This is a genomic window from Enterococcus ureilyticus (genome assembly GCF_001730315.1).
Taxonomy (GTDB): domain Bacteria; phylum Bacillota; class Bacilli; order Lactobacillales; family Enterococcaceae; genus Enterococcus_L; species Enterococcus_L ureilyticus.
In genome coordinates, this window is record NZ_MIKC01000040.1 from 36,683 (window position 1) to 61,543 (window position 24,861).

A 24,861-nucleotide genomic window follows, 5' to 3' on the forward strand; every position below is an offset into this window, starting at 1 on the left:
CATTGTACAACGGATTCAGAAGGGGAACATCATGAAGAAAAAAATATTATTTTTATTATTTACTCTAATTGCTGTAAGTGGCTGTAGCAAAGCTAATGGACATACAACACTAAATGCGTTAGATAAACCGCTTGCTTGGCAAGAGAAGAGAGAAAAGCCTTTTGGAAAATATGATTATGGTATGTTAGACGAACAAAAATTTAATAAGCTATTAAAAGAAAAATTTGAGGTCTCACTTCCAAAATACTACAAGGATATGACGATTACTTTTACTAAAAATTTTGTGACAGAAGAAGTCTATGCGGAGCAACCTGATTATTTTATAACAGCACAAGGTGAAACGCTCTATTTAAAAATTGTCAGTCAATACAAAGAGACACAGGAATTAGTTTTGTATACCACGATGGAATTCGAATATGTGTTTGATCGAGAGAATGGACAGGTGACGCTAAAAAATCAATCAGTCATGATAAATGATGCATCAAAAGAAGGGAAATTACTTAATAATACTTTCGATCAATTAATTACAGATATGGGACAAGTAACGAATATTAAGCATATCAATAAGAAATTAGAGGAATTTCATACATTAACGAAAAAGGAAAAAGATAATCTTAGCAATCAAATAATTGTTTTGTATGATGACTCGGCCGTTGGAAAAGAAAGAAATGAACTGCAAAAAGTCTTGTCAGTTCAGTACAATCCGGAAGGGATTTTAAAAAATACGTATTTTTATATTGTAGACGTTATTGATGAAGAAAAATGAAACGACAGCTGAGAACAATTTATAAGAAGTTTGGCTACTAAATCTATAAGGAGTTTACCCATGAGTTTATTCGCTAATCAACTAAATGATCGTACAAGAAAATATTATCTAATAGGTATGTATTGTCTATTTCTATTTTTAAGTATTTTTACCATTTATTTCACGTTAATTAAAAATCAAAAAATGTTTCTTGGAGATGATTTAGAGTTTCATTTAGGGAGAATTGAAGGGCTCTACTTAGCTATTTCGAATGGAGATTATTTGCCAAAAATCAACTATTTTTTTCTTCAAGGAATGGGCTATATTTCTAGTATATTTTATCCAGATCTATTACTATATCCAGCAGCTCTACTTAGAATAAGCGGTCTTTCTACAGCGCAGGCTTATGTTATATATATGGTAATAATTAACTTCTTTACCTTTGTGATTGCCTACCATTCGTTTTATTCGATAAACAAAGTAAGGAATAAAAGTTTTTTGTTTGCCATACTATATGGTCTATCTTCGTATAGGCTTTGTGATGTATTATACCGTGCAGCTTTAGGTGAGACCTTGGCTTTTATGGTTTTGCCAATTGCGTTTGTTGGAATTATTAAAATTGTGTCTGGTAATTACAAACAGTTTTATATTCTAACTATTGGGATGTCTTTGCTATTTTTTAGTCATATGATTACTTCTTTTATTTTTGGCCTTTTCATTTTAATTTTCTTGATATTGAATATAAAGAAGCTGATGAAGGAAAAACAAAGAATTCTTTACATTATAGTAGCGGCTATTAGTACGATTTTTTTAGTGGCACTGTCCCTTTTTCCGATGGTTGAACAAATCCAGTTTCAAAAACTTGCATTTCAGGATAGAACTATGTTTTATCTTGGAAAAACAGCTGAGCCTCTATTAAGCTATGTAAACACTGCATGGAGAAACCAAGGTTTTAATAATTTGGGATTATTCGTTTTGATTTTACTTTTGTTGTATATACTAAGATTTACACAATTGAATAGGCTGAATAAGCAAATTATTGGAATAAGTATTGCCTTTTTTATCATGGCAACGACGCTATTTCCAAATCAATTATTAAACCATACGATTCTAAATATGATTCAATTTCCATGGCGTTATTTTATTATCGTGACACTTGGCATCTGTTGGGTAACTGCAGATACTATAGAGGAGCTACTGCCTAAAAAAGTTAATGGGAAAAAATGGTTTATACCAGCTATTCTATGTCTGTTAACAGTTAATACTTTTTACTATCAGCATAATTTGAGAACAGATCTCTTACAACAGGATAGAAGAATAGCTCATTCTTCATTTTCAAAATTAAAAGGTCAGCAACTTGGGTATGGGCAAGAATATCTACCTAGTGGCTTCAAGTATCTGATGGATTCTCATACGTTAATTATACTACCTGAAGAGACTCCCGTTGATAATATGAAGCGGGTATACAACGTAATGACTCTCGATTTCAAAGCCAAGGAAAGAACCAAACTAATTTTCCCAATTATTTATTACAAAGGATATAAAGTAAATGTAGAGGGAAGCGGCACAGTCAGCGAGATCCAAAAATGTCAAGAGCCCTATGGCTTTTCAGAAGTTTTCGTAGAAGGAAATGGTCGATTAACTTTTTGGTACGAAGGAACAACGATTCAAAGAGTATCCTTCTATATTTCCCTTACTACAGCTGTGCTTTTGATAGGTTATATTGGGGTACAGAGAAAAAAACGTAATGCTGAAGAAATTATTAAGTTAGAAGACAATAATGATTGAATCGCAGTCTCAAAATATCATAAAAAAGTATCTATAATGTAACAATTTTGCAGTGAGCTTGAACAAAAAAATGTATGGTGCCTGGCATGATGAAGGGCGATTACTCAAAACGAGAGAAAAAGCTAAACTTTAGTTGTTTGGCTTTTTTTCTTGCCTTAGAGTTCACTCCATGGTTTATGATAAATACAACAAATAGAAATGGAGAGGAAGCATATGACCAAAACATTATATTTGATGAGACATGGGGAAACAGTATTCAATCAACAGAAAAAAATCCAAGGCTGGTGTGATTCGCCACTTACAGAAAAAGGCATCAAACAAGCGCAAATAGCTGGAAACTATTTCAAGGAGCATGGGATCACGTTTGATCACGCATATGCTTCGACATCTGAACGAGCAAGCGATACATTAGAACAAGTCACTGACATGCCTTATAAAAGAGTAAAAGGATTAAAAGAATGGCATTTTGGGCGATTTGAGTCGGAAAGTGAATTATTGAATCCGCCATTACCATACGGAGATTTCTTTGCTGGATATGGTGGAGAAGAGGAGTTTCAATTTAGAGAACGTGTATCAGAAGCTTTAATGACTATTATGAAAGAAGCTGGTGAAACTGTCCTAGCAGTCTCTCATGGTGCAGCGTGTCGGCAATTTATGCGAAACTGGGCGCATACTAGTGAAGTCGATCAAAAAGATCGATTAGGCAATTGTTGTATTTTGAAGTTTGAGTTTGAGAACGATACTTTTAAATTAATAGAAATCATCAATCATGATTTTTCGAGTTTGATAGAATAAATCAAAGGAGGAAACCAAAATGAATAGTAAAGAAGCAGCTGAAATGTTTGGTTTAACGACAGATACTCTGCGCTATTATGAACGTGTCGGCGTTATCCCACCAGTAGAACGGGATAAAAATGGTTATCGAATCTATACAAACAGAGACCTTAATTGGATTTTCTTAGCAAAAAGTTTACGTCAAGCAGGAGTATCCATCGAATCTTTGATTGAATTTGCAACACTTTCTCAACTTGGAGGGGATGTTCAACAAGCTCAAAAACAAATCTTAAAAGATCAACTACAAGAAATCGATGTGAAATTAAAACAAATGACAGAGACGCGTGATCTACTTCAATATAAAATCGATACGTATGATGACCATATCGCTCAATTTAAATCAGGCGAAGTCACAGCTGATAATGTTGAGAAGCTTTGGAAGAGGAATCAATAAAATAAAGCAGTAATCTTTGGCTATGAAAAACTTGTTCTAATCTATATGGCACTATTAGAGAAGGTAAACGAAATAGAGGCAACCCAAATGCAAACAGTAATTGGCGCAAACTATCAAAAATCAGTAGCCCAAGTTATTATCAATTGGTTGCTTGAAAATGATAATCAACAAGAAAAAGTAGCACTCTCAATAAAGAAGGGGGCTACTTTTTTTGTTTCTATCCAGCTATTTTTTTACATTCCGATACAAAATATCTTCTGTATCACCATTAGACCAAATTTTTCCTGTTGTGGCATCAAAATCTTCATTTCCTAATTGAATACAACGAATGCGTTGATTGTTGTATGTTTTATAGTAATAATTTAACGAGTTATTCACCATGACTGTAGTGTATTGCGTATAGTCATAGGCTTGGGTTGTTTTGACAACTCCTTTTGGAATATCAACATTCGCAAGCACATGAAACATTGAAGTAACGCCGTCTAATTCTGTTTGTACATCTTGTAGGCAAGCTTTCAAAAAGACCGCTCTGACAAATCGTGATGGCGGTGTAAAATCACCTGGTAAGCCAAATGCGCCAGCTCCTTGTCCAAAAGGTTTCATTACCATGTCATTTAAGTGGACTTCGGTTTTTTGTTCAGGTTGTAGCCCAATGTAGTTTCTTAGATTTGTCGTATGCCACTTGTAATCTGGGCTATTTGTCATAACACCAATTGTATTTTCATGAATATGTAACGTTTGTTCCGTATATTCAATGACGATACTTTCGCCAGTTTTATCAGTGACGACCCAGTGAAGAGGTAAAACGATTCCTAAGAAATCTAACGCTGTGTTTTCCACTTGGGCATTTTCCATCGTCCGTACTACTTCTTCAATAGTAGAACACGTAGAGAGTAAGAAGGGAACAACGTCATGGGGCGCTAAAGTATACTTTTTAGCAGTGTCTTGACTATTATAATCAGCGTAACCTGAAAAATAAAGTGCTGCGCAGGAAAGGCCTTTTTCGTTTAAGCCATCGGCGAAAACAAAGTGTTCTTTATCGACTTGTCGTGCCATTCCTACGAACGCATACTCGTTTTTATGATCATTGCTTTCATCATTAACAAATACAAATTTATTTCGCGGAATAAAAGTTGGCTCGCCCTCTAGAACAACTGCAAAATCCATTGTTCTTGCGAGTAAAACATGTTGATCTTTGGTAGACATCGTGATACTTGTGCACATAAACCATCGCTCCTTATTATTTATGAAATACAAACTTTATCTAAAAATGAATACTATAGAATCATTTATGCTAGAGTGAACTTTCTAAAAGTTTAACGTAGTTTAAAATTATAATCAAATAAATAGTATAGAGTTTTACATAAGTAAATTTAGAAAAATGTGTATCAGTAGGGATTGTTTATATAAAGATAGCAAAAAAAAGAAATTTTTATGTAGTGTGAAAGAAATGATTAATGGAGATGACTAGTAGCTATTTAACAGGTGACACAAAATCTCCTTTACGAGCTTGTTCAATTGAGTAACTGTCTACAAAATCTAATTCTATAAATAACAATCATTATAATTTAATTTAAAATGTATATGTTTTGACACTGTTTCATTTATTGTTTAATATCAAAAAGCAACTTTTTATAAGGTGATAAAAAAATTGGTCTATATCGATAGCGAGGAAGGAACGATGTATAAAAGATGTTAAAGAAATTGTCATGGTGTGTCTTACTGTTTGTAGGTTTTTTAGGAATAGTTGGTTTTAGCCAACAGTCACTGGCTGCAGAATTAAGTAGTGGAGGATTTGTTGATTCGATTCATTTTGATAAAACAGAATTATCAGATGGTGAACTGACCTCTATTCGAGTAAACTTTAGTGAAAAATCTAATACAAAGTTAAAAGCTGGAGATACATTAACTTTAACATTACCAAAAGAGCTTGAAGGTCTTGCAGACTCTGATAGTGAACCACGTGAAATTGATTTAAATGGATTAGGGACAGTCCGTGTTTATAAAGCGAAAGTGATTGCCACATTTAATGAGAAAGTAAATCAACTCGATCATGTTCGTGGTGAGTTTACGTTCGGCGTACGTGTAAAAAATGTTCCAGAAAATACAGTAACAGAGATCCCAGCAAACCTGGGCACGACAATCACTGTACCAAATATTGTAATCAAAGGACATACCGGTGGTGGCGTGGAAGGGGAAAATCCATTCTTTTACAAAACAGGAGATTTACTAGGTAAATCCGGCCAAATCCGTTGGTTCTTAAATGCAAATTTGAATAAAAGTGAATTAGGCAATGATATTGTGTTGACCGATACATCAGGTGGCGGTCAAGTGTTAAATAAAGATAGTTTTATCTTTACTATTGATAATTACTTAGGTCGGTCAACGTTAAGCTTGGAAGAATTTGAAAATCAACGATACGGTACAGTGGAATTTGGAGCAGATAATGCTTTTGTGATCCGTCTTTATCGTGAAAAAGCCCGTTTGGCTTCATTTTCAATCATGTATACAGCAACGATAACAGAGGCTGGGGAAAAGCAGCCTAACTTTATCAACGATTGCCAAATCGATTACCAACTGTATTATGAAAAAGCGACAAATGAAACAGCAACTCATAAAGTGAAAAATATCTTTTTAGATGGTAATGCCACGGGTGAAGAAGAGCAACGAGTAAAAGAGCCAATTGAACAGGAAGAAATTATCGAAGATGAATCAGGTCAGTTAGAAGAAATTACGCCTCTTGATCCAGAACAATCGAAGGAAACAACAGAAGAAGAATTAAACAAAGGGAAAGAAGACCAACCAGAAATCAATGTAGGTGAACAAACAGAGATCATCGAGGACGAATCGAGTGAACTAAGCGAGCTTCAACCAATCGAGGAAGAAAAGGCGAACGAAAGCCAAGAAGAAGAATTAAATAGAGCAAAAGAAGATCAACCCGAAATTCATGTAGGTGAACAAACTGAAATCATCGAGGACGAATCAATTACGTTAGAAGAAATAAAGTCAATTGAACCAGAAATTGTCGAAGTAACAGAAGTACCACCGCTAGAACCTGCTCTCTCTAAAAAAGAGATAGAGGTTCGTCAGGATAAGTCTGTAACAGAGAAAATCAAACCAAGCGGTCATGCAAAAGGGGAGCCAATACCAGTAAAGGAAGAAAAGAAACAACCAAAAAATAATCATGTTCTTTTGACTCTTTCAAAACGGAATACTACAAAAGCAAATGAACAGTTGCCTCAGGCCGGTAGTAATGACAGTAGGTTAGCTGTGCTTGCTGGTTTAGCAATGATGGTGTTTACGCTAGGAGCTTATGCATTAAATCGCAAAAAAATAACTAAATAAGAAATAGAAATAAAGATAGAGGATAGGGCAAATTTCATATGTGCCCTATCCTCTATTTATATTCACTCACCAAAAGTCTGATTACCAAGCGATAGGTATGTTTTGTCCAAATGAGAACGCCAACATTTTTCAATGTCTTCTTCCGCCATTCCGTTAATTGGAAACATAAAAGATAAAAATAATGTACCATAGTATATGAGTAATTTTATTTATTAAACATTATTTTATGATAATATTTGTTCTTTTATTTATTTAAGAAATAGAGAGAATAATATTCGAAATATTGTGAGTGATTACAAAAGGAGTGCACAAATGAAGACAAAAAAAACACTATTAATTGTTGGTTTCCTAGCAGTAACTATGTTAATTTATGCAAAGTTTGAATCAACAATAAAGGCTAAAACAGAAGAGCAAAAGACCGAAATGGTCGCAAAAAGTAAAACAACAAAAGAATTAAGTCCTGGACCTCCGAATCCTAATGAAGAGCCTGGATGGCAACAATATACTAAAAATGATCCAGCAGGAATATTTATAGATGGGGAGAAAAAGCTAGAATTAAGGTATAAGTTTGGATCGTCAGAGGAAAGTAAAGTAGAGGAGCCATTTGTAGATGGAGTTCTACAGGGGGATTATCCCAATTTGTCTTCTTTAGTTCCAAATGTCTATTTACATGATTACTCGACATACGAATCTTTTGTAATAGGGGGAGGCACACCGGAAATACTTGAAGTGGGGGATGTGAATGCTTTAGATCGTGGAGACGATATACAAGGTCCAAATACTTCGGCACCTATACTTTTGTCATGGGTAACGGATACAGGAGAACATAAGACCATTTATAAAAATGATCCAAGTTTAAGAATTAGCAATATTAAATTATACCGAAAAATAGAAGAGGATCAAACAATTACTTCTATGTTGAAATACAATTGGCGAATGGAAGACGGTTTTTTTAAAGGGTATCAGTTTGAGGCAACGAATGTTTTAAAACCTTATAAAGGAACTATCAGGGTAGAGACCTACATGAAGAATAGTACGCCAGATGCTGCTAATAAGCCTGTGTTAAAGAATATTACTCTAGATAGTCACTACCCCATTGGTCTTGGTTATACGGAAACTGCTGGATTAGAAAATCCGATTTTTTACATTGGAAGTAATCGCGGGTTGTATATGCAATATGAGAATCACCTAAGAAATGTCTATCGATTGAACTACTTTTTCAATGTACCAAATCCTGTAAACAATTGGCTTGGTGCAACGTCTCTCGTATCAACTTGGGATGCCAGTTCTTCCAAAGAACAACGAGCTGAAGCTGAAAGAAACAACTTTTTAAATGAGCAATATATATTTAATGGAATCACAGGAGTAGGAAATGAGCAGGACAATGGGAAAGCCGGAACAAATGTACCAGAGCCTCCTGCTTGGATTTCGTCAGGTATAAAATCTCCTGCCTTCTCAATGAAGTCTCCTGTTAACGAGAGCTTTGAAGCTGGAGATACGATTAGTTATGCGTTTAACGTTGGGCTACAAAAAATCGATGACACACCATCGATCGTGTTAGATGAAACGGAAGATTTTAGATTAAAAGGACAAAACACCTATTCGCTTAAAGGACAATGGTTTGATAATGATAGCACTGAAATCGATTTATTCTATTCTGTAGATGGTGGTGCTGTAAAAGGACCGTATCGTCAAAGGACAACAGCAGACATGTTAGGACAAGGGATTGAATTCTCTATTGATTTAACTGAGCCTGGTGACCTAAAACCACAAGACCACGAAATAGAAGTATACGCAAAAGATATTGCAGAAGAAGGTACTGGTCTTGAGCCTGCGGAATCAAACCATGAATTCTTAAAATTAGTTTATGTAGATGATGATCCAAAAATCGAATTAGAGGAAACAATGGGAAGTAATCTACCAGGAGGTTACAAAGTTAAGGGGCGTTATACAGGCAAGGATGAAAAATACAAGCCTGCTACAATTTCGTATAAAAAGGCAACAGATCCTGATTCAAATTATAAAGAAATGACAGTAATCAATTCTCCAAATCAAACTTTTGAATTTACGATACCAGAAAAGGACATGCCAGATTTAAATGGAACCTATGTATTTTCAATTCGTGGAGAAAACAAATATGGGGTTCTATCAAATGTAGAAGATGTGCTGTTGTCTAATGAACAAACAAAGCCCAAATTTACACTATCAAAGGACTCCAAAGAAAACCTGTTAGATCAAACAGCAGCAGATTATGAAATTGACTTTACTAGTTTCGCTCATACGGGACTATTTTATCCATTGACAATTCAGTATAAAGTCGATGATGAAACAGAGTGGCAACTAATGACAGACCAGTCAGTAGGGACGATGACTGCGGTCTTGACCGAGGTTACCGAAGGACCTAAAAAGATCAAACTTCCTGCTTCAAAATTACCATTTGGGGAGAATCATGTTGTTCATTTTGTTGTAGCTGATCGATTCGGTATCATATCAGATGAGCAATCCGTAGTATTTATGATGCCAGGAAAACCAGAACTAATATTAGAGAATAAAAATGGACCATCGCTTGGGGAGACACAAGTTGTAAAAGGAACAATTAAGACCGACTATTTCCCAGCAAAATTTCAATATAAAATCGTGAAAAATGGAGAAACTGGTGCTGTCTACCGAGAAGTTGCTGAAAAGGATGTAATAATCGATCAAACGACTGGTAAATTCACTTTTTCAATTGCTGATACCTTGTTACCAGCCGGCGCTAGTTATGATATTTTTGTAAAAGGGTTGGATAAGTACAATCAAGAATCGGAAGAAGTTAGTTACCATCTGACAGAAGTCGTTCATTTTAAAGCGAAATTTACCAATTCAGTTGGAGAGACGATCCATCCAGATATCACAATTGATCGAGAACTAGGGACGAAAATTGATTTAGCTCTAGAAAAAGAAGTACAAGATACATTAACGAAGTTAAAACAACAATACACGCTGGTAGATTCTTCTATACCAAAAAATCCAGTAGATGTGGATAGTTCTACCGCTTTTTGGGAATATAAATTTACTGGACGTTTAACCTATGTATCCTCTCCAGAAGCATTTGATTTTAGGTTGCAGATCGCATCGTATAAGAAAATCCGAATTGATGATCCAAAAGTGGTTGGACTGCCATTAGTTGTGTCAGATACTAGAGAAAGTAAACCAGGCTGGTCATTGAGCGTGAAGCTGACAGAAGAATTACTAAATGAGGATGGGAAAACGACTCTTAAAAATGCAATCCGCTATAAGCATGGAGAGGCAGAAAGTATTTTAAATAGTCAGTTATTACCGGTTTTTCGCAATCTAGACTCTGGTAAGTACGATATTAGTAAAGATTGGAGTCCTACAGGTGATGGGCTTAAGCTTGAAATCGCACCTGGTGCAGTCAATGCCTTAGGAAAGTACCATGGTGAAATTCTATTTGAACTTAGTGAAACACCATAATAATTAGGAATTTTTTTGAACTTAGTTTACAAGAGTGAAAATAAAAAACTGTGTAACGACTTGCATTTAAGCTGTTTTAGCTTAGTGCAGTACGTACACAGTTTTTTTATTTATGACTGATTGAATCAATCAGTTAAACAATTTAGTCAAGCTAAATTCTCACCATTCGACTCGATCACTTTCTTGTACCAATGGAATGACTTCTTACGACTTCTGTCTAGAGAACCATGCCCTTCATCATCACGATCTACATAAATAAATCCATAACGTTTACTCATCTCACCCGTACCAGCGCTAATCAAGTCAATACAGCCCCAAGGGGTGTAGCCAATCAAGTCAACGCCATCATCAATCGCTTTGTCCATTTCAATAATGTGATGTTTGAAGTAGTCGATCCGGTAATCGTCATTGATCGAGCCATCTGTTTTTACTTCATCAAAGGCACCAAGACCATTTTCTACAACCATCAATGGTATTTCATAGCGAGAATAGATTTGGTTCAACGTGTAGCGTAGACCAACAGGATCGATTTGCCAGCCCCAATCACTAGTTTCAAGATATTCATTTGATACACCGCCGAAAAGATTTCCGCCAGTTTTATCGTCACGCTTCTCTAAATCATCTGTAATACAAGTGGTCATGTAATAACTAAAGGTATAATAATCTACAGTTCCTGCTTGTAATACTTTTTTATCTTCTTCGGTGATATCCAGCTGAATATTATTTTTTTCAAAGTACCGTTTCATAAAGTAAGGATAGTTTCCTTTGACCTGAACATCTCCACAGAAAAAGTTGAATTTTTCATTGATTTGTTGGGTTTTTAACACATCTTCAGGTCGACAGGTTTTTGGATACATAGTGATGTAAGCCAACATACATCCGATTTTAAATTCTGGATTGATTTTGTGGCCAGCAGCAACTGCTTTAGCAGATGCTAAAAAGACATTGTGTAAGGCTTGATACTGTTCTGTTTCAGTATAGTCACGATTAAATAACCCGTTGATTCGTTTACCATGATCCATTGTGCCAAAATTGATTTCATTGAATGTTAGCCAGTACTTCACTTTGTCTTTATAGCGTTCAAATAGTGTTGTTGCATAATTTTCGTAAAAACCAATTGTCCGTTTATCTAAAAAGCCATCATAATTCTTTCCTAAGTGAAAAGGCAATTCAAAGTGTGAAATCGTCACGAGTGGTTCGATACCATATTTCGCTAATTCATCAAACACATCATCATAGAACTGTAAACCAGCTTCATTTGGGGTTTCTTCATCGCCTTTAGGAAAAATGCGTGACCAAGCAATCGACATCCGATAAACCTTAAAGCCCATTTCCGCAAATAAAGCGATATCTTCTTTATAACGATGGTAAGAATCGATTGCTGTATGACTTGGATAGTAATATTGATCTGTATCGATCTCTAAATCGAATGTACGATGTGTATTAGACGTACGGCTACCTGCTCGATTGTGATCGCAAATAGAGTCCCCTTTGCCATCTTGATCCCAGGCACCTTCACATTGATTGGCAGCCGTTGCGCCGCCCCATAAAAAATTCTTTGGAAAACTCATTCACTTATACTCCTTTATAAATTAAATTGATATAGCTGTAAAAACTAATTTGAAATAATCGCAGTGATTAGGACATCCCCTTGTTTAACGGAAGAATCAGAGGTTGAAATGACATCGGCGTAATCAGGTGTATTTGTAATGATGATCGGTATCTGTGTACTATAACCTGCCGCTTCGATTGCTTCGATATCAAACGTAACTAGCTTATCGCCTTTTTTGACTTTGGTATTTTGCTCAACAAAGGCTTCAAATCCTTCACCTTCTAATTGGACGGTGTCGATGCCAATATGGATCAGTAGCTCTGTTCCGTTATCAGAGATCAAGCCAATGGCATGCTTGGTAGGAAAAAGCGTCATGACAGTCCCGTCAAATGGGGCTACGATTTCACCGATAGTCGGTTCAATTACAACACCTTTACCCATGATTCCTTCTGAAAATGCAGCATCTTTAGCTTCACTTAAAGGAAGAACTTTTCCGGTTACAGGAGCAAGAACGGTATCTTTTGTTAATTTCTTTTTTTGCCCAGTTGCGGCAAGTTTGGCTTCTTCTTTTGATAATTGAATCGTTGGTTCATCATCTTTAAATCCTAAAGCCCAAGCTACTGCAAAACCAGCTGCAAGAGCACACACATCCAAAATTATTGCGTAAATCGCAAACGTAACATCGCCATCTGGTGAGATAGAACTTGGATAGCGGAATATTCCTAAGCCACCCATTTGATAGCCTTGCATCCCTAATGCCATAGCGATAGCACCAGTAACTCCCCCAACAATACAAGATGCCCAGAAAGGTTTTTTTCTAGGTAAAGTGATACCGTAAATAGCCGGTTCAGTTACACCGAAAATACCTGAAATAAAAGCAGGAATTGATAATTCTTTTAATTTCGCATTTTTAGTTTTCAACATGACCGCTAATACCGCACCAGTTTGAGCAAAACTTACACTACCTGATGGTGTTAATAATGATGTTGGGTCACCTTGAGATAACGCAATAATAGCAAATGGAATAAGCGCCCAATGTAGACCGAACATAACAAGAATTTGCCAAGAGAAACCAAGAATAGCACCGAATAAAATGGGGCTGAAACTTTGAATAGAAAGCAAGCCATTTCCTAAAGCATCAGAAACAGTATTCATGATTGGTCCGATAACTAAGAATGTTAATGGAATCGTTACAAGCGCTGTTAAAAATGGCACAATAAACAATTTAATAACGTCAGGAATCACTTTTCTTAATTGCTTTTCTAAAAAGGCAGCAAAAGCCACCGCCGCAATAATCGGCATAACCGTAGAACCATAACCAGCAGGCGGAATAGAGAATGGAATACCAAAGAAATTAAGCCCTCCTGCTTCAGCAAACTGAGCAGTAGCTGCACCTTCTAAAAATCCAGGATAGACTAAACTTGATGCGATCAGCATCCCAAGGAAGGGGGAGCCGCCAAATTTTTTCATTGCTGTGTATCCAATAAAGATTGGCAAGAATTTGAATAATCCATCACCCATCGCATTAAAAACAGCTGATGTTGATGACTCCGCAAAGCCAGATCCTAAAGCGAAAATTAAAATGGCATTAACCCCTTTTAACATACCGGCTGCAGACAGTGGCGCTAAAATCGGTTGGAAAATAGAGGAAATCATATCAACAAATTGATCAAATAGATTTCCTTTTGGCCCAGACTCAGTTGGAGCTTCTAACACACCTAAAACAGCATCAACGTCTTTTCTGACATCAGGAACGTGATTACCAATAACAACTTGATATTGTCCTCCAGCTTGCATGACGGTCACAACACCATCCATATTTTTTAAGACTTCGGTGTTTGCTTTGCTTTCATCTTTCAATTTAAAACGAAGGCGTGTGATACAGTTTGTTAAAGAATTGACGTTTTCCTTGCCGCCGACTTCTTTTACAATATTTTTTGCTAGTTCTTCATATTTACCCATTTTTGTTCCTCCAAATGTTTAGTTATTTTTTATTCAGAGGTCTCGCCAACTTAATGTCACGATCCAGGTCCTTTCCACAGGCGATAAGTTTCCTACGCTCCTTTTCGAGATAGTATTTAGATGAAGAGAATTACTCTCTAGCTAACACGTTTTGTCGATGATTCGGGCTAAATGTATGGTGATATAAACCTGTTCATCTTTTGACATCGTATAATTACGTCGATTTATTAATAGTTCCGCAACTTTTTTTGTTGCTTCAAAAGCTTCGGGATATTGTTTGGTAACGAGTATAAATAGCTCATTTTCCACCTGTTCTTCAGAACGTGCAGCAGTATTTTCTTGCAATACTCGTTCAGTGAAAAATTTTAAATGTGTGATAAAACGTTGAAAGTAAAGATCATTTTCAACGAAATTGATTCGAAGGGTATATTTTATGACGGTCAACATTTCTTCAATCAACTGTGTCAGACTGATCGCATCTTCGTGATTGCTGTCGAGTTGGGCATTCGTGATATGCAAGGCTAGAAAACCAGCTTCGTCATCAGTCAAATCCACATCTAATTGCTGGTTGACCATTTGGATGGCAGCACGTGCTATTTCTAATTCAACTGGGAAAAAGCGTTTGATATCCCATAATAAAAAATTTTTGACTTGAATATTTTTCTTAGTCCGTTGGATAGAGGAATGCAAGTGATCGGCAATCGCTATAAAAGAGGATTCATTCAATTCTTTATTTAGAGCATCTTTAGCATGAGATATAATTCTATAAGAAATTTCAATGATTTCTTCAGGGATTTCTGCAAAAAGTTGTTCGATTTGCTCAGGCTCCGCTTGGTTTTCAAGTTTAAAAACTTTTTCTATTTTAGCCTCATCAACGTCTGATCCGGCCTTCATCTGAAACCCCAAGCCATTGCCCATAAGGATGACTTCTTCATGATCTTCATTATGAACGATGACCACATTGTTATTTAAAATTTTTAGAATTTCCAAAGAAACCGACCTCCCGTTTTCCTGAATAAAGAGATTGAAAATAGAAAAAAACCCAAACAAAAGCCTAAAAAGGCGTTGTTTAGGTTTAGCTTAACTTAATAATCACTATCCACTTAACAAGGCAAATATACACTATAAGGAAAGCGCTGTCAATGGGTTTTTAAGGAGTTGACTATAGAAGAATAGAAAAAGTAATGGAGATTGCTGTGTAATGAGTAGACTGGACGTACTACAATCAATCTTGTAAAGTAGGTATTTTATACGGAAAAAGCCAGTGTCGATAACACTGACTCGTTAGTTGAGTTTTGACCGATAGTTATGATAGTACGGCTAACTCACTTTATTCGAGAGGATAGTAATCTTTTTTATTTAAACCGTAAATCCTTTGTTAGGCCGAATGGATTTACGGTTTCTTTCTTTTTTATTCGCAAATTACGAAGGAACTTATGAGTATCTGAAACATGTTGATCTAATCGATTGCTGTAATCTTCCAGTCTTTGAAGAAGGCTTCGGTACCGATATCAACGAAGAAACCAACTGCGCCTTTAGCATCAGCACCATGTTTCATATTCTCTACTACTAATGCAGGTTCTTTACTATCGTTCAAATAAAATTCTCCTTTAGCTCCATTGATCACTGCTTTTAAGCTGATCCATTCATCTAGTCCAATATCAGCTGGCCCCTCAAAATCAGTGATGGCAAGATTTCGGAAATAGTCAAAGGTATATTTGGGGTAGGAAAAATATTGCACCCCACGATTTTTTCGGACAGGATCATCGACGCGACCGTTGGTTGGTCTTACATAAAAGGATTCAAATTTTGTATCCTCTTGATTGATTCGAAAGGCAATACCGATAAATCCTCGCGCGAAATCTGGTGCATCTGGCAATAAGCGACTTAACATTTTGACTTCGATTGTTCCATTATGAAAAGTTGAGCCGCTTAGTTTTGCATACGTATTTTCATCAAATTCCATAATTTTATCTTTCTTCACGACTCTTAAAACGGATTCACCATTTAGTGTAGTCTGTTCAACAGCGGTATGAACTGCTTCGATCGGTGTAGATTCAGTATTCATTTAAAACGCCTCCATAATCATTGTTGTGATCTTTCATAAAGTATAGACAATTTTTTTGATAATGTTAAGTAGGCACTAATTTGTAACTATCTATCTAAGCTGCTGCTTATAAAATTGTCCCCACTGTCTCATGGATTCAATAACAGGTAATAAGCTTTCTCCCAAGGAGGTTAATTGATATTCAACATGAGGGGGTACTTTTTGGAAATCGATTCGCTCCACAATACCATCTAGAATCATTGAATTGAGACTTTCTGTCAGGACTTTTTGGGAAATGCCTGTTAACGATCGTTTTAATTCGGCATTTCTTTTTGGACCTGTTATTAGATCGCGGATGATCAATGTTTTCCATTTACTTCCAATCAACTGAACGGTCGTTGCCACGTCGCAAAGCGGCATTTCTTCTTTTTTTATCATTTCAAAATTTCTCCTAACATTTGAAAATGAGTCAGCTTATAGCAGTGACTCTTATATAGAAGAATTGTTGCATGTTTAAGACCGAAAATCAACTTTTCATTGTAAAAGTCAAAATTGGGACGCTACAAATTTCAAAATAGGTTATTGAAATGTTAGCGCTATTATTGTAGACTGAAATGAGTGATATAATTTTTGTCAATTTGTTATGATTTTTATAATGAAAAGCAGAAGAGTAAAAAATGATGAACCTATCGATGAGAAACTATCATGCTTTCTGGGGCACTATTTGGGAAAAATGATTATTTTATGGCCACCAAATACGGAAGCGCTATCATTTTTAGGGGGAATATTTTTTATTGGAATGTATCTAAAAGAAAAGAGGAATAGGAATATGAGCAATGATAACGCAGTACTAGCAAGAAATACGAAAAATGCACCGCAGAATCCACTAGCATCACAAACAGTCGCTTTTTCTCACTACAATAACTTTTCAGCACAATTACCGATCGATCCAGTATCTGGCAAATTGGTAGCAGGAGGCATTAAGGAGCAAGCTGAACAGTGTTTTGAAAATATCAAGGCAATTGCAGAAAGTATTGATCATGCAGTGAGTGATATTGTTCGAATAACTATTTTTGTGAAACAGAGTAAAGATATCGAGGCAGTTGATGAAGTGTACGCTTCGATTTTCACAAGTTATCAGCCTTCAAGAACAGTAGTAGTGGTAGATGACTTACCAATGGACGCTCTAGTACAAATCGAAGCCTTAGTTTCAAATGGTGAAGGGACGATCCCAAATGCACCTCAAGCAGGTGATTTGATCAAACTGACCAACAATACATCAAATGCGCCAACCAGTTCAGTGTCGACGCAAACAGTTTCGTTTTCACATTACAATAATGTATCTGCACAACTACCAATCGACCCTAAAACAGGTAGAGTGGTAGCAGGTTGTATTAAAAAACAGACTGGTCAATGTCTGAAAAATATCAAGGCAATTTTAGAAAGTATCGATGTTCCATTTGATGATATCGTTAAAATTACGATCTTCCTGAAAGATTTGTCGAAGATGGACGCTGTAAACAAAATCTATACAACCTTTTTTCCAGATTCAGCGATTGCGCGAACAGTGGCCTATGTTCCAGCGCGGACAGTGGTTGCAGTAAAAGATCTGCCGATGGGGGCTGCAGTTCAAATTGAAGCAGTCGTTTCGCACGGAGATGGGACACCGCCCCAAGCGATTGAAGACAGACATGGCCTGATCATCGAAGCAAATAATACCGAACAAGCGCCAAAATGTCCATTCTCAACTCAAACAGTTGCGTTTTCACATTATAATAATATTTCCGCACAATTACCGATTGATCCAAAAACAAATGAGAGGATTATCGGTGGGATAAAAGAGCAGACTGGTCAGTGCTTAGAGAATATCAAGGCCATCATCGAAAGTGTTGATCATGTGCTGGAGGATGTGGTCAAAGTGAACATCTATGTTAAGAATATCGGAGACATGGACGCAGTAGATGAGGTTTATGCAAGATTCTTCCCAGATGGTGTACCTGCACGAAGAGTGGTTGGTGTATCGGAGTTGCCTAAAGATGCGTTGATCCAAATCGATGCCATTGTTGGGAATGCGGAAGGAACACCTCCAATTGTTACTCAATAACTAAAAAATGCTTGTAGAGATCCCCTTAGAAGGGACTCTTCAAGCATTTTTTTATGCAGTAGCCATCGATTATTGACGGATTTTTTTTGTTCAAAACTGGTTTATCCTCATGCATTGCTGTGTATAGAATCAAATTATTCAAAAATACTGAGTACCTGATGACCTCGCTGATAGCATCTAACCTACCGTTATAACGTGGTTTAATCATAAATACGTCATCTGGCAGATCAAATGGTACTGTTAGGTTATTTATATTCATCAATACTTCACGTATTAACGCATCGTTTTTTTTTTTGCTAGTCACTGTTGAAATTTTGGTAATCAATTATATAAAATATGTTTAAAGATAAAATAGTAACATTCTCTGTCGTAATCAGTAGCAAATAAGTTTATAATAGATGGCAGTATACAAATATCGGAGGGTTCTCACGTGAAAAAACTGGGTTTTGATCCACAAAAGTACATCGAAGAGCAATCAAAATATATTCTTGAAAGAGTCGACCACTATGATAAATTATATTTAGAATTTGGCGGTAAATTAATCGGTGATATGCATGCAAAACGTGTCTTACCGGGCTTTGACGCAGATGCCAAAATTAAACTTTTGCAAAAATTAAAAGAGCAAGCAGAGATCTTGATTTGTGTTTATGCTGGTGATATCGAACGTAACAAAATTCGTGGCGATTATGGAATCACCTATGATATGGATATTTTACGCCAAATCGATGAGTTGCGAGAATACGGCTTAGCGGTCAATAGTGTGGTCATTACACGCTACAGTGGACAGCCTTCTACAAAAATGTTTATCAACAAGTTGGAAAGAAGAAATATCAAAGTCTATAAACATGCAGCAATCGAAGATTATCCTTCAAATCTTGAAAAAATCGTCAGTGAAGAAGGGTTTGGTAAAAATGACTACATCCCGACAACAAAACCAATCGTGGTGGTTACAGCACCAGGACCTGGTAGCGGGAAATTAGCGACTTGTTTGAACCAACTATATCATGAAAGCCGTAATGGTAAGACTGCTGGCTATTCAAAATTTGAAACCTTCCCAGTATGGAATGTTCCATTAAAGCATCCTTTAAATATTGCCTATGAAGCAGCCACCGTTGATTTAAAAGATGTGAATATGATTGATTCATTCCACTTTGATAAATACCAAGAAGTTGTGGTTAATTATAATCGTGATGTTGAGACATTCCCTGTAATCAAACGGATCATCGAAAAAATTACGGGAGAAGAATCTGTCTATCAATCACCAACAGACATGGGCGTTAACCGTGTCGGCTTTGGGATCGTCGATGATGATGTGGTGAAAGAAGCCTCTAAGCAAGAAATCATTCGTCGCTGTTTTGCCACAGAATGTGACTTTAAAAAAGGCTTGATCGATGAGGAAATTGTTAATCGCATTAAATTGATCATGGAAGAAGTGGAACTGAAAAAAGAAGACCGCAAAGCAGTACTTCCTGCCAGACAATATTCAGAGCAATTAAGAGAACAAACCCAAAGTAATGATACCCCTGCCGTTATTGCCTTTGAGTTACAAGATGGTCGAATTGTAACAGGGAGAACCAGCAGCTTAATGGATTCGTGTTCATCAGCTATTTTGAACTCGATTAAGATGTTAGCCAATATTTCAGATGAAATTTTATTATTATCGCCAGTGATTCTTGAAACGATTCAAACCATGAAACAAAAAGAGCTGCACAGTAAGATAACGGCTTTGAAAGCCAATGAAATATTGATTGCTTTAGCAATCAGTGCGGTGACGAACCCGACAGCACAATTAGCATATGATAAATTATCTGAATTGAATGGTGTACAAGCACATTCTACTGTGATGTTGAGTAAGAATGATGAACAAACGTTAAGAGAACTAGGCTTAGATATTACCAGTGATGCAGTTTATCCGTCTGAGAATTTGTATTATATTTAGAGTGGTTGCGAGAGGCTGACGATAGTCAAAAAGACAATAATGATTAGACAAAAACAGTCGCAAGCTGATTATCAGCTTGCGACTGTTTTTGTCTAACCTAAGAGCATAATTATAAACGCATTGTAATTTTACGAAAGCCAAACCCACAAAAATGAGCTAATTGTAGCAAGTACTCCAGCTACTAATGAAAAGCCAACAACGATTTTTGCTTTATTCCAACGATCCCTTTTTTTATCACGTTTGGCTCTCGCCGTTTCAAGATCGTTCCCATCCATAAAAGCCACAATTTCACTATAGGTTTGCACATCTTTTTCCTTTTTGATTTTCTCGATTTTTAGAGCAGCCACCATAGAAATTGCCCAAAGAACGAGAGGAATACTTAAGCCATACCAATCCCAAAGTAATAGAGCCGGTCCAATGGATAAAACCGCTAGCACAATAAATAAAAGCATAACCCAAGAGAGTCGATTCATTCTTTCTGCTTCAATATCTTGAGTGTTTTTCATAATTTCTACATCTCCTTTGACTAATTCATCTAAGGTGACATCAAAAAGAGTGCTCAGTGCAATCAAATTATGAATATCAGGATAAGTATGATCGTTCTCCCATTTAGAAATTGTTTGCCGTGTAACATAGATTTTTTCTGCAAGTTCCTCTTGAGAATACCCATCTCTTTCACGATAAATTTTTAATTGCTTATTAAAGTTCATTTTGCTGTCTCCTTTGATTATAAGATAATACACAAGGGCTTATTTTGTCTGTCAATAGGCGTGTACGTTAGCAGAAATCTGGGTGTATACAGGTGTTTACATTGGGAGAAACGTTGATATAACTGTTTTTTTAGAATAGGGTTCAATGAAGCGAACGAGTGTCTAGAATAACAATTCCGATACTTATTTTTTATGTATAGTAGAGAATTAAGTAGTCAAGGTTTTGCAAATTTGAGCTTTATGAAGTTACCCTATAAAAATAATTATGACACAAGTGCACACTTAATTACAGTTAAAAAAGAATTTGAAGGGAGTGCTATTATTTAGTCTGTTCCACTTAATTGGCAAGTTCAGTGTTATATTTTACTCCACTTAAGCATTATTTCTAAAATTTAAAAACGACGAATCATCTATCCGTCGTTTTAGCGTGATATTCATTATATAGACACTGTTTAAATCTATTCTTGAGCGTATAACCAATAAAACGATAACTTATTGCCATCAGGATCAGAGAAATCAACGTATCGAATGATACCTGATACATCCTCTATCGCCTCGTCAACGATTACGCCAAGTGTTTTTAAACGTTCAAATTCTGTGTCTAAATCTTCCACTTCTAAACGTAAAACGTTCTCTGAAACATTGATTTTTTCTTCAAAAAGTTGAATCCAAACCGAACCAATTGGATACTCAATAACGCCTTCAACAGGTATAAGTTTTTCCTCACTCATAAGAAGTTTTTCATACCAACTTGCAGCTTCCTCTAAATTACTTACTGGTAGACCTACAGTGATACTCTTTACATTTAAGCCCATAACTAATTTCCTCCATTCCATCAACTTACGACTAGTTTATCATTTCACGATCAAATAATATTATTCTAGATTGTGTTTTTTAAACGGGAGATCAAAAGTTTCCCCACATTCACTAATATGGGTGGGTCTTCTGGTATCGGTTCTCTCAGCTTAATCGTGTAATGATTGCCAGAACAGTTTGGAAAAGATAACTTTTCATCTTCTTTCCCCCTCAAGCTATTGCCTAAGTTAAAGTAAGATAGAACATTAGTGGAACGGCTTATCCCACAAGCTAATAAATAAAAGTCTCCACTTGGAATATTTTTCAATTTATTTTCGATTAAATTTTTAGTCGCTAATCCAGATATAGGCAGATGATTCGGGATAAGTGTCCGGAAAAGTCCAATAAATATAATCCCCATCTCAAATCCATCAGGTACTTCAATCGTTACGGTGCAAAAAGACTGACTCTTTTCTTCAAAATGCGCGATTGACTGATCCTTATCGTTCGTTTCAAAACGTTTCATATCATCAAAAAGGGCACTCATTTCAGTCTTGTACGCTCTAGGAGAACTACCTGTATATTTTTTAAACGTATTCGTGAAACTACCGCTGCTTTCAAAACCTGAACGTTCTTGTAGGTCGAGTATTCGCTTTTCTTCATCAAGTTCAAAGATCGCCTTTTCAACTTTTAAACTAGAGAGAAATTCAGCAACACTGAACCCATTTATCTCTTTAAATTTCCGACTAAAGTGATGTTTATCATAACTAAAGTGAACGGCAATTTCCTCACTGGTCATTTTTCTATCAACAGCTTCTTCTGAAATGAAAGAAAGGATTTCAGGCATTTTGGTTTTCATTTTTGTTCCTCCTTCTCAGAGCGCTAGTTTCTAAAAGACTTGTCAATAAATAAGCTATATCAATTACTTATTTTGCACGAAAAGAAAGAGTTTTTCAATAAAATTTAAACGATTCAATGGTTTATCAAAAAGTTACAAGTACACTGAATAAGTTGATAAAGTCTATAGTTACCAATATGGTATTCTTATCTTACATAATATGTTTAAAACTAATGATATGGTTGGGCAAGTTAGCTAAAAAGATAAATATTATGTCGAGGGTAAAATCAACTAATCAATCAAAGGAGACATTCAGATGGCAGATAAAATCAGTACTGATGCAGCAACCGTAAATTCCTTAACAAGTAAATTTACAAGCAGCCTCTCATCCCTATCATTCAAACCAAAACAAGCAAGTAGCATGAGTTTTTCTGAAAGTAGCGCCGCTAGTGCAATGAAAAGCAGTGTTTCTTCGCTTAGTACCATTGTTTCAACGTTTAAAAGCAATGCGTCTAAAGACATTGGAAACTTACAAAAAATACATCAAGCCATCAAACAGGCTGAAAAAAATGCAGTAAAGTAGGTGCTTTATGGAAGAAAAACAACTACAAATGAAAATCGAAGAATATGAAGGTCGAAAAATAGAGTTAAAAAAAAAAGATACCGAAAGTGATTTTCTACTCAATGATCTACAGCGTGTTTACCAACAACAAGCAGCGATATTAGAAGAATTTCTCTATTACAGCAAAGGAACAGAAGCAGAACGTTCAGCCAGGATAGATTTAGAAATGCTAGAAGATGAACGAACAGAAGCGTTCAGAACCTTTGATGCTGGCAAAGAAGAGTTAACAGAATTAGTAAGTGAAACAGAACGTAAAAAAATCCAAGCAGAAGACGACCTCCTATGGCTGCAAAAAAAGAAACAAGCACAAAAGGAGGAAGAAGATGCCTAAATTTAGATATACGGAATGGCAAAACGTTGCCAGTGAAGTCCAAACGCTACGTTTAACAGTATTAGATCAACTAAATTCCTTTAAAGAGGCGCAACAAGCGTTTCAAAGTGCAGGGAAATTATCGGGTACAGGGTGGGATTCGACCAAAAGTTATTTTGATGCCTACTCAGAAGTATCAACGACAGTGGGCAATGCCTTAAATACCCTTGACGATGCGATCACCTCTTATTTGAGCGCCTTTACCTCAGAAGTTGGACCAGCAGAAAATGATTTAGATACCGCAAAAATGGAAGGGCTAAAAGCTGAGTTACGTCGTTTACAAGCAGAAAATGATGTGATCATGGAAGCTTTGGCAAAAGCCTTTGAAGATGTGCCATTTGTGAACCAATTTTTTAATAAACAAAGTATGCTAGGAACCGCAAAGAAAATTGAGATTCTCGAAAAATATAGCGCCTTTGAAGCATCACATGGCAGTGATTTCTCAGACGTGCAGACAGTTATTACTTCGATTGCCGAAGGGTTAGCTTTTCTAGGTAGTGCCGGGAATTTTTCAGGCGGGAAAGATGGTTATAAAACCATTGATTTTAAAAATCAAAAATGGTATAAAGCACTAAAGGACTTTAACAAAGAACAACCCAAAGACCGAATTGATGTGGTCATCAAAGAATTATCGAATGGCGTCGAATACCAGATTTATCGTAATGGGAAATTGGATGTTCAAAGAACCAAAGAATTACATGAACTGTTTCGTGTTCATAATGTTGAATTATTTAAAGAGTATGGACCAGAGATTTTTAAAATCCTTACGAATATTGATGATATTGAGATTCTATTTGGGAAAGATTCTACGACGATGCAGCGGTCATCTTCAGGTGTTTTCTTGTTGTTAGCTATATTGCCAATCGATCGAGTGAAAGATATTTTGAAGTCGGCTAAGTTGCTTAGAAATGGCGATTATACGCTGGATGCAGTTAAGTTGACTGTTAAAGAGTGGGAAGCGTTGAAAGAGTTTGAGAAGTCGGCGGATGTTGTTAAGACTGTTGATAGAGGGAAAGATGTTGGGAAAGTTGGAATTAATTTTGGAAGTTCTGAAAAATTAGAGATTCATTTTTCAAAACATGGTTCTGAAATGAAACAGGCTTTAAACAAAAAAAATTACACTGTAGCTGATTATTTAAGTGATGCAAATCATGTAATTAATGAAGGGCAATTTGTTCCTGAAATGAACGGTTATGTCAAACTTATTAGTGGTGAAGGCAGTGCTAAATATGCTTTTGTTGGATTAGATAGGACAACAGGTAATATAACAACGTTACATTTGAAATCTGTAAAAGAGCTTGCTAAAAAGGCACCTAGTTTAGGGTTAAAACCGTAGGAGGTA

The 24,861-nt window shown here is 36.1% G+C and carries 20 protein-coding genes; 11 read left to right on the top strand and 9 right to left on the bottom strand.

Annotated features, from left to right (window positions below):
* Positions 1-31: 31 nt before the first annotated feature.
* The 4 genes from BCR24_RS13815 to BCR24_RS13830 all read left to right on the top strand — a co-directional run bounded on the left by BCR24_RS13815 (position 32) and on the right by BCR24_RS13830 (position 3,761).
* Positions 32-766 carry a hypothetical protein gene (locus BCR24_RS13815; RefSeq protein ID WP_069641101.1) on the top strand — a complete coding sequence of 245 codons (735 nt, stop codon included), beginning with the start codon at positions 32-34 and terminating at the stop codon, positions 764-766.
* Between the two features lie 60 nt (positions 767-826).
* Positions 827-2,533, top strand: coding sequence for a glycosyltransferase family protein (locus tag BCR24_RS13820; protein ID WP_069641102.1), 1,707 nt, complete (start codon positions 827-829; stop codon positions 2,531-2,533).
* 213 nt (positions 2,534-2,746) lie between these two features.
* The gene (locus tag BCR24_RS13825; protein WP_069641103.1) at positions 2,747-3,328 is read left to right on the top strand and encodes a histidine phosphatase family protein; all 582 of its coding nucleotides are present in this window, start codon (positions 2,747-2,749) and stop codon (positions 3,326-3,328) included.
* 19 nt (positions 3,329-3,347) lie between these two features.
* Positions 3,348-3,761: a MerR family transcriptional regulator gene (locus BCR24_RS13830; RefSeq protein WP_069641104.1), complete on the top strand. Its 414-nt coding sequence runs from the start codon at positions 3,348-3,350 to the stop codon at positions 3,759-3,761.
* 225 nt (positions 3,762-3,986) lie between these two features.
* Here the strand turns inward: BCR24_RS13830 and BCR24_RS13835 are convergent, their stop codons facing one another.
* The gene (locus BCR24_RS13835) at positions 3,987-4,985 is read right to left on the bottom strand and encodes a linear amide C-N hydrolase (RefSeq protein WP_069641105.1); all 999 of its coding nucleotides are present in this window, start codon (positions 4,983-4,985) and stop codon (positions 3,987-3,989) included.
* Positions 4,986-5,453: 468 nt separating this feature from the next.
* Here BCR24_RS13835 and BCR24_RS13840 point away from each other — a divergent pair, with 468 nt between their 5' ends.
* Both BCR24_RS13840 and BCR24_RS13845 read left to right on the top strand, forming a co-directional pair.
* The gene (locus tag BCR24_RS13840; protein ID WP_069641106.1) at positions 5,454-7,106 is read left to right on the top strand and encodes a collagen binding domain-containing protein; all 1,653 of its coding nucleotides are present in this window, start codon (positions 5,454-5,456) and stop codon (positions 7,104-7,106) included.
* 312 nt (positions 7,107-7,418) lie between these two features.
* A complete protein-coding gene (locus BCR24_RS13845) occupies positions 7,419-10,580 on the top strand; it encodes a hypothetical protein (RefSeq protein WP_069641107.1) in 3,162 nt (1,053 codons plus the stop codon).
* A 146-nt stretch (positions 10,581-10,726) separates the two neighbouring features.
* Here BCR24_RS13845 and BCR24_RS13850 read toward each other — a convergent pair whose 3' ends face one another.
* The 5 genes from BCR24_RS13850 to BCR24_RS13870 all read right to left on the bottom strand — a co-directional run bounded on the left by BCR24_RS13850 (position 10,727) and on the right by BCR24_RS13870 (position 16,579).
* A complete protein-coding gene (locus BCR24_RS13850; RefSeq protein ID WP_069641108.1) occupies positions 10,727-12,151 on the bottom strand; it encodes a glycoside hydrolase family 1 protein in 1,425 nt (474 codons plus the stop codon).
* Between the two features lie 44 nt (positions 12,152-12,195).
* On the bottom strand, positions 12,196-14,094 hold the full coding sequence (locus BCR24_RS13855) for a beta-glucoside-specific PTS transporter subunit IIABC (RefSeq protein WP_069641109.1): 1,899 nt from the start codon (positions 14,092-14,094) through the stop codon (positions 12,196-12,198).
* A 141-nt stretch (positions 14,095-14,235) separates the two neighbouring features.
* Positions 14,236-15,084, bottom strand: a complete 849-nt coding sequence (gene licT / locus BCR24_RS13860) for a BglG family transcription antiterminator LicT (RefSeq protein ID WP_069641110.1) — start codon at positions 15,082-15,084, stop codon at positions 14,236-14,238.
* Positions 15,085-15,553: 469 nt separating this feature from the next.
* On the bottom strand, positions 15,554-16,162 hold the full coding sequence (locus BCR24_RS13865; protein WP_069641111.1) for a hypothetical protein: 609 nt from the start codon (positions 16,160-16,162) through the stop codon (positions 15,554-15,556).
* A 90-nt stretch (positions 16,163-16,252) separates the two neighbouring features.
* Positions 16,253-16,579 carry a winged helix-turn-helix transcriptional regulator gene (locus BCR24_RS13870; protein ID WP_069641112.1) on the bottom strand — a complete coding sequence of 109 codons (327 nt, stop codon included), beginning with the start codon at positions 16,577-16,579 and terminating at the stop codon, positions 16,253-16,255.
* A gap of 391 nt (positions 16,580-16,970) precedes the next feature.
* Here BCR24_RS13870 and BCR24_RS13875 point away from each other — a divergent pair, with 391 nt between their 5' ends.
* On the top strand, positions 16,971-18,245 hold the full coding sequence (locus BCR24_RS13875; RefSeq protein WP_069641113.1) for a RidA family protein: 1,275 nt from the start codon (positions 16,971-16,973) through the stop codon (positions 18,243-18,245).
* Positions 18,246-18,675: 430 nt separating this feature from the next.
* Entirely contained in the window at positions 18,676-20,184 is a 1,509-nt protein-coding gene (locus BCR24_RS13880; RefSeq protein WP_069641114.1) for a DUF1846 domain-containing protein, read from the top strand.
* Positions 20,185-20,312: 128 nt separating this feature from the next.
* Here BCR24_RS13880 and BCR24_RS13885 read toward each other — a convergent pair whose 3' ends face one another.
* From BCR24_RS13885 to BCR24_RS13895, 3 genes are all read right to left on the bottom strand, one after another.
* A complete protein-coding gene (locus BCR24_RS13885) occupies positions 20,313-20,894 on the bottom strand; it encodes a helix-turn-helix transcriptional regulator (protein WP_069641115.1) in 582 nt (193 codons plus the stop codon).
* A 458-nt stretch (positions 20,895-21,352) separates the two neighbouring features.
* Positions 21,353-21,709: a VOC family protein gene (locus BCR24_RS13890; protein ID WP_069641116.1), complete on the bottom strand. Its 357-nt coding sequence runs from the start codon at positions 21,707-21,709 to the stop codon at positions 21,353-21,355.
* A 65-nt stretch (positions 21,710-21,774) separates the two neighbouring features.
* Positions 21,775-22,548: a helix-turn-helix domain-containing protein gene (locus BCR24_RS13895; RefSeq protein ID WP_069641117.1), complete on the bottom strand. Its 774-nt coding sequence runs from the start codon at positions 22,546-22,548 to the stop codon at positions 21,775-21,777.
* 295 nt (positions 22,549-22,843) lie between these two features.
* On the opposite strand from BCR24_RS13895, the gene BCR24_RS13900 reads away from it, so the two are divergent.
* From BCR24_RS13900 to BCR24_RS13910, 3 genes are read left to right on the top strand one after another with little or no spacing between them, the layout of a single operon-like run.
* Entirely contained in the window at positions 22,844-23,110 is a 267-nt protein-coding gene (locus BCR24_RS13900) for a DUF3130 family protein (protein WP_069641118.1), read from the top strand.
* Between the two features lie 7 nt (positions 23,111-23,117).
* Complete coding sequence (locus BCR24_RS13905) at positions 23,118-23,480, top strand: hypothetical protein (protein ID WP_069641119.1); 363 nt, start codon at positions 23,118-23,120, stop codon at positions 23,478-23,480.
* Positions 23,473-24,855, top strand: coding sequence for a T7SS effector LXG polymorphic toxin (locus tag BCR24_RS13910; RefSeq protein WP_069641120.1), 1,383 nt, complete (start codon positions 23,473-23,475; stop codon positions 24,853-24,855). The genes BCR24_RS13905 and BCR24_RS13910 overlap by 8 nt, the downstream gene beginning before the upstream one ends.
* Positions 24,856-24,861: the final 6 nt, after the last annotated feature.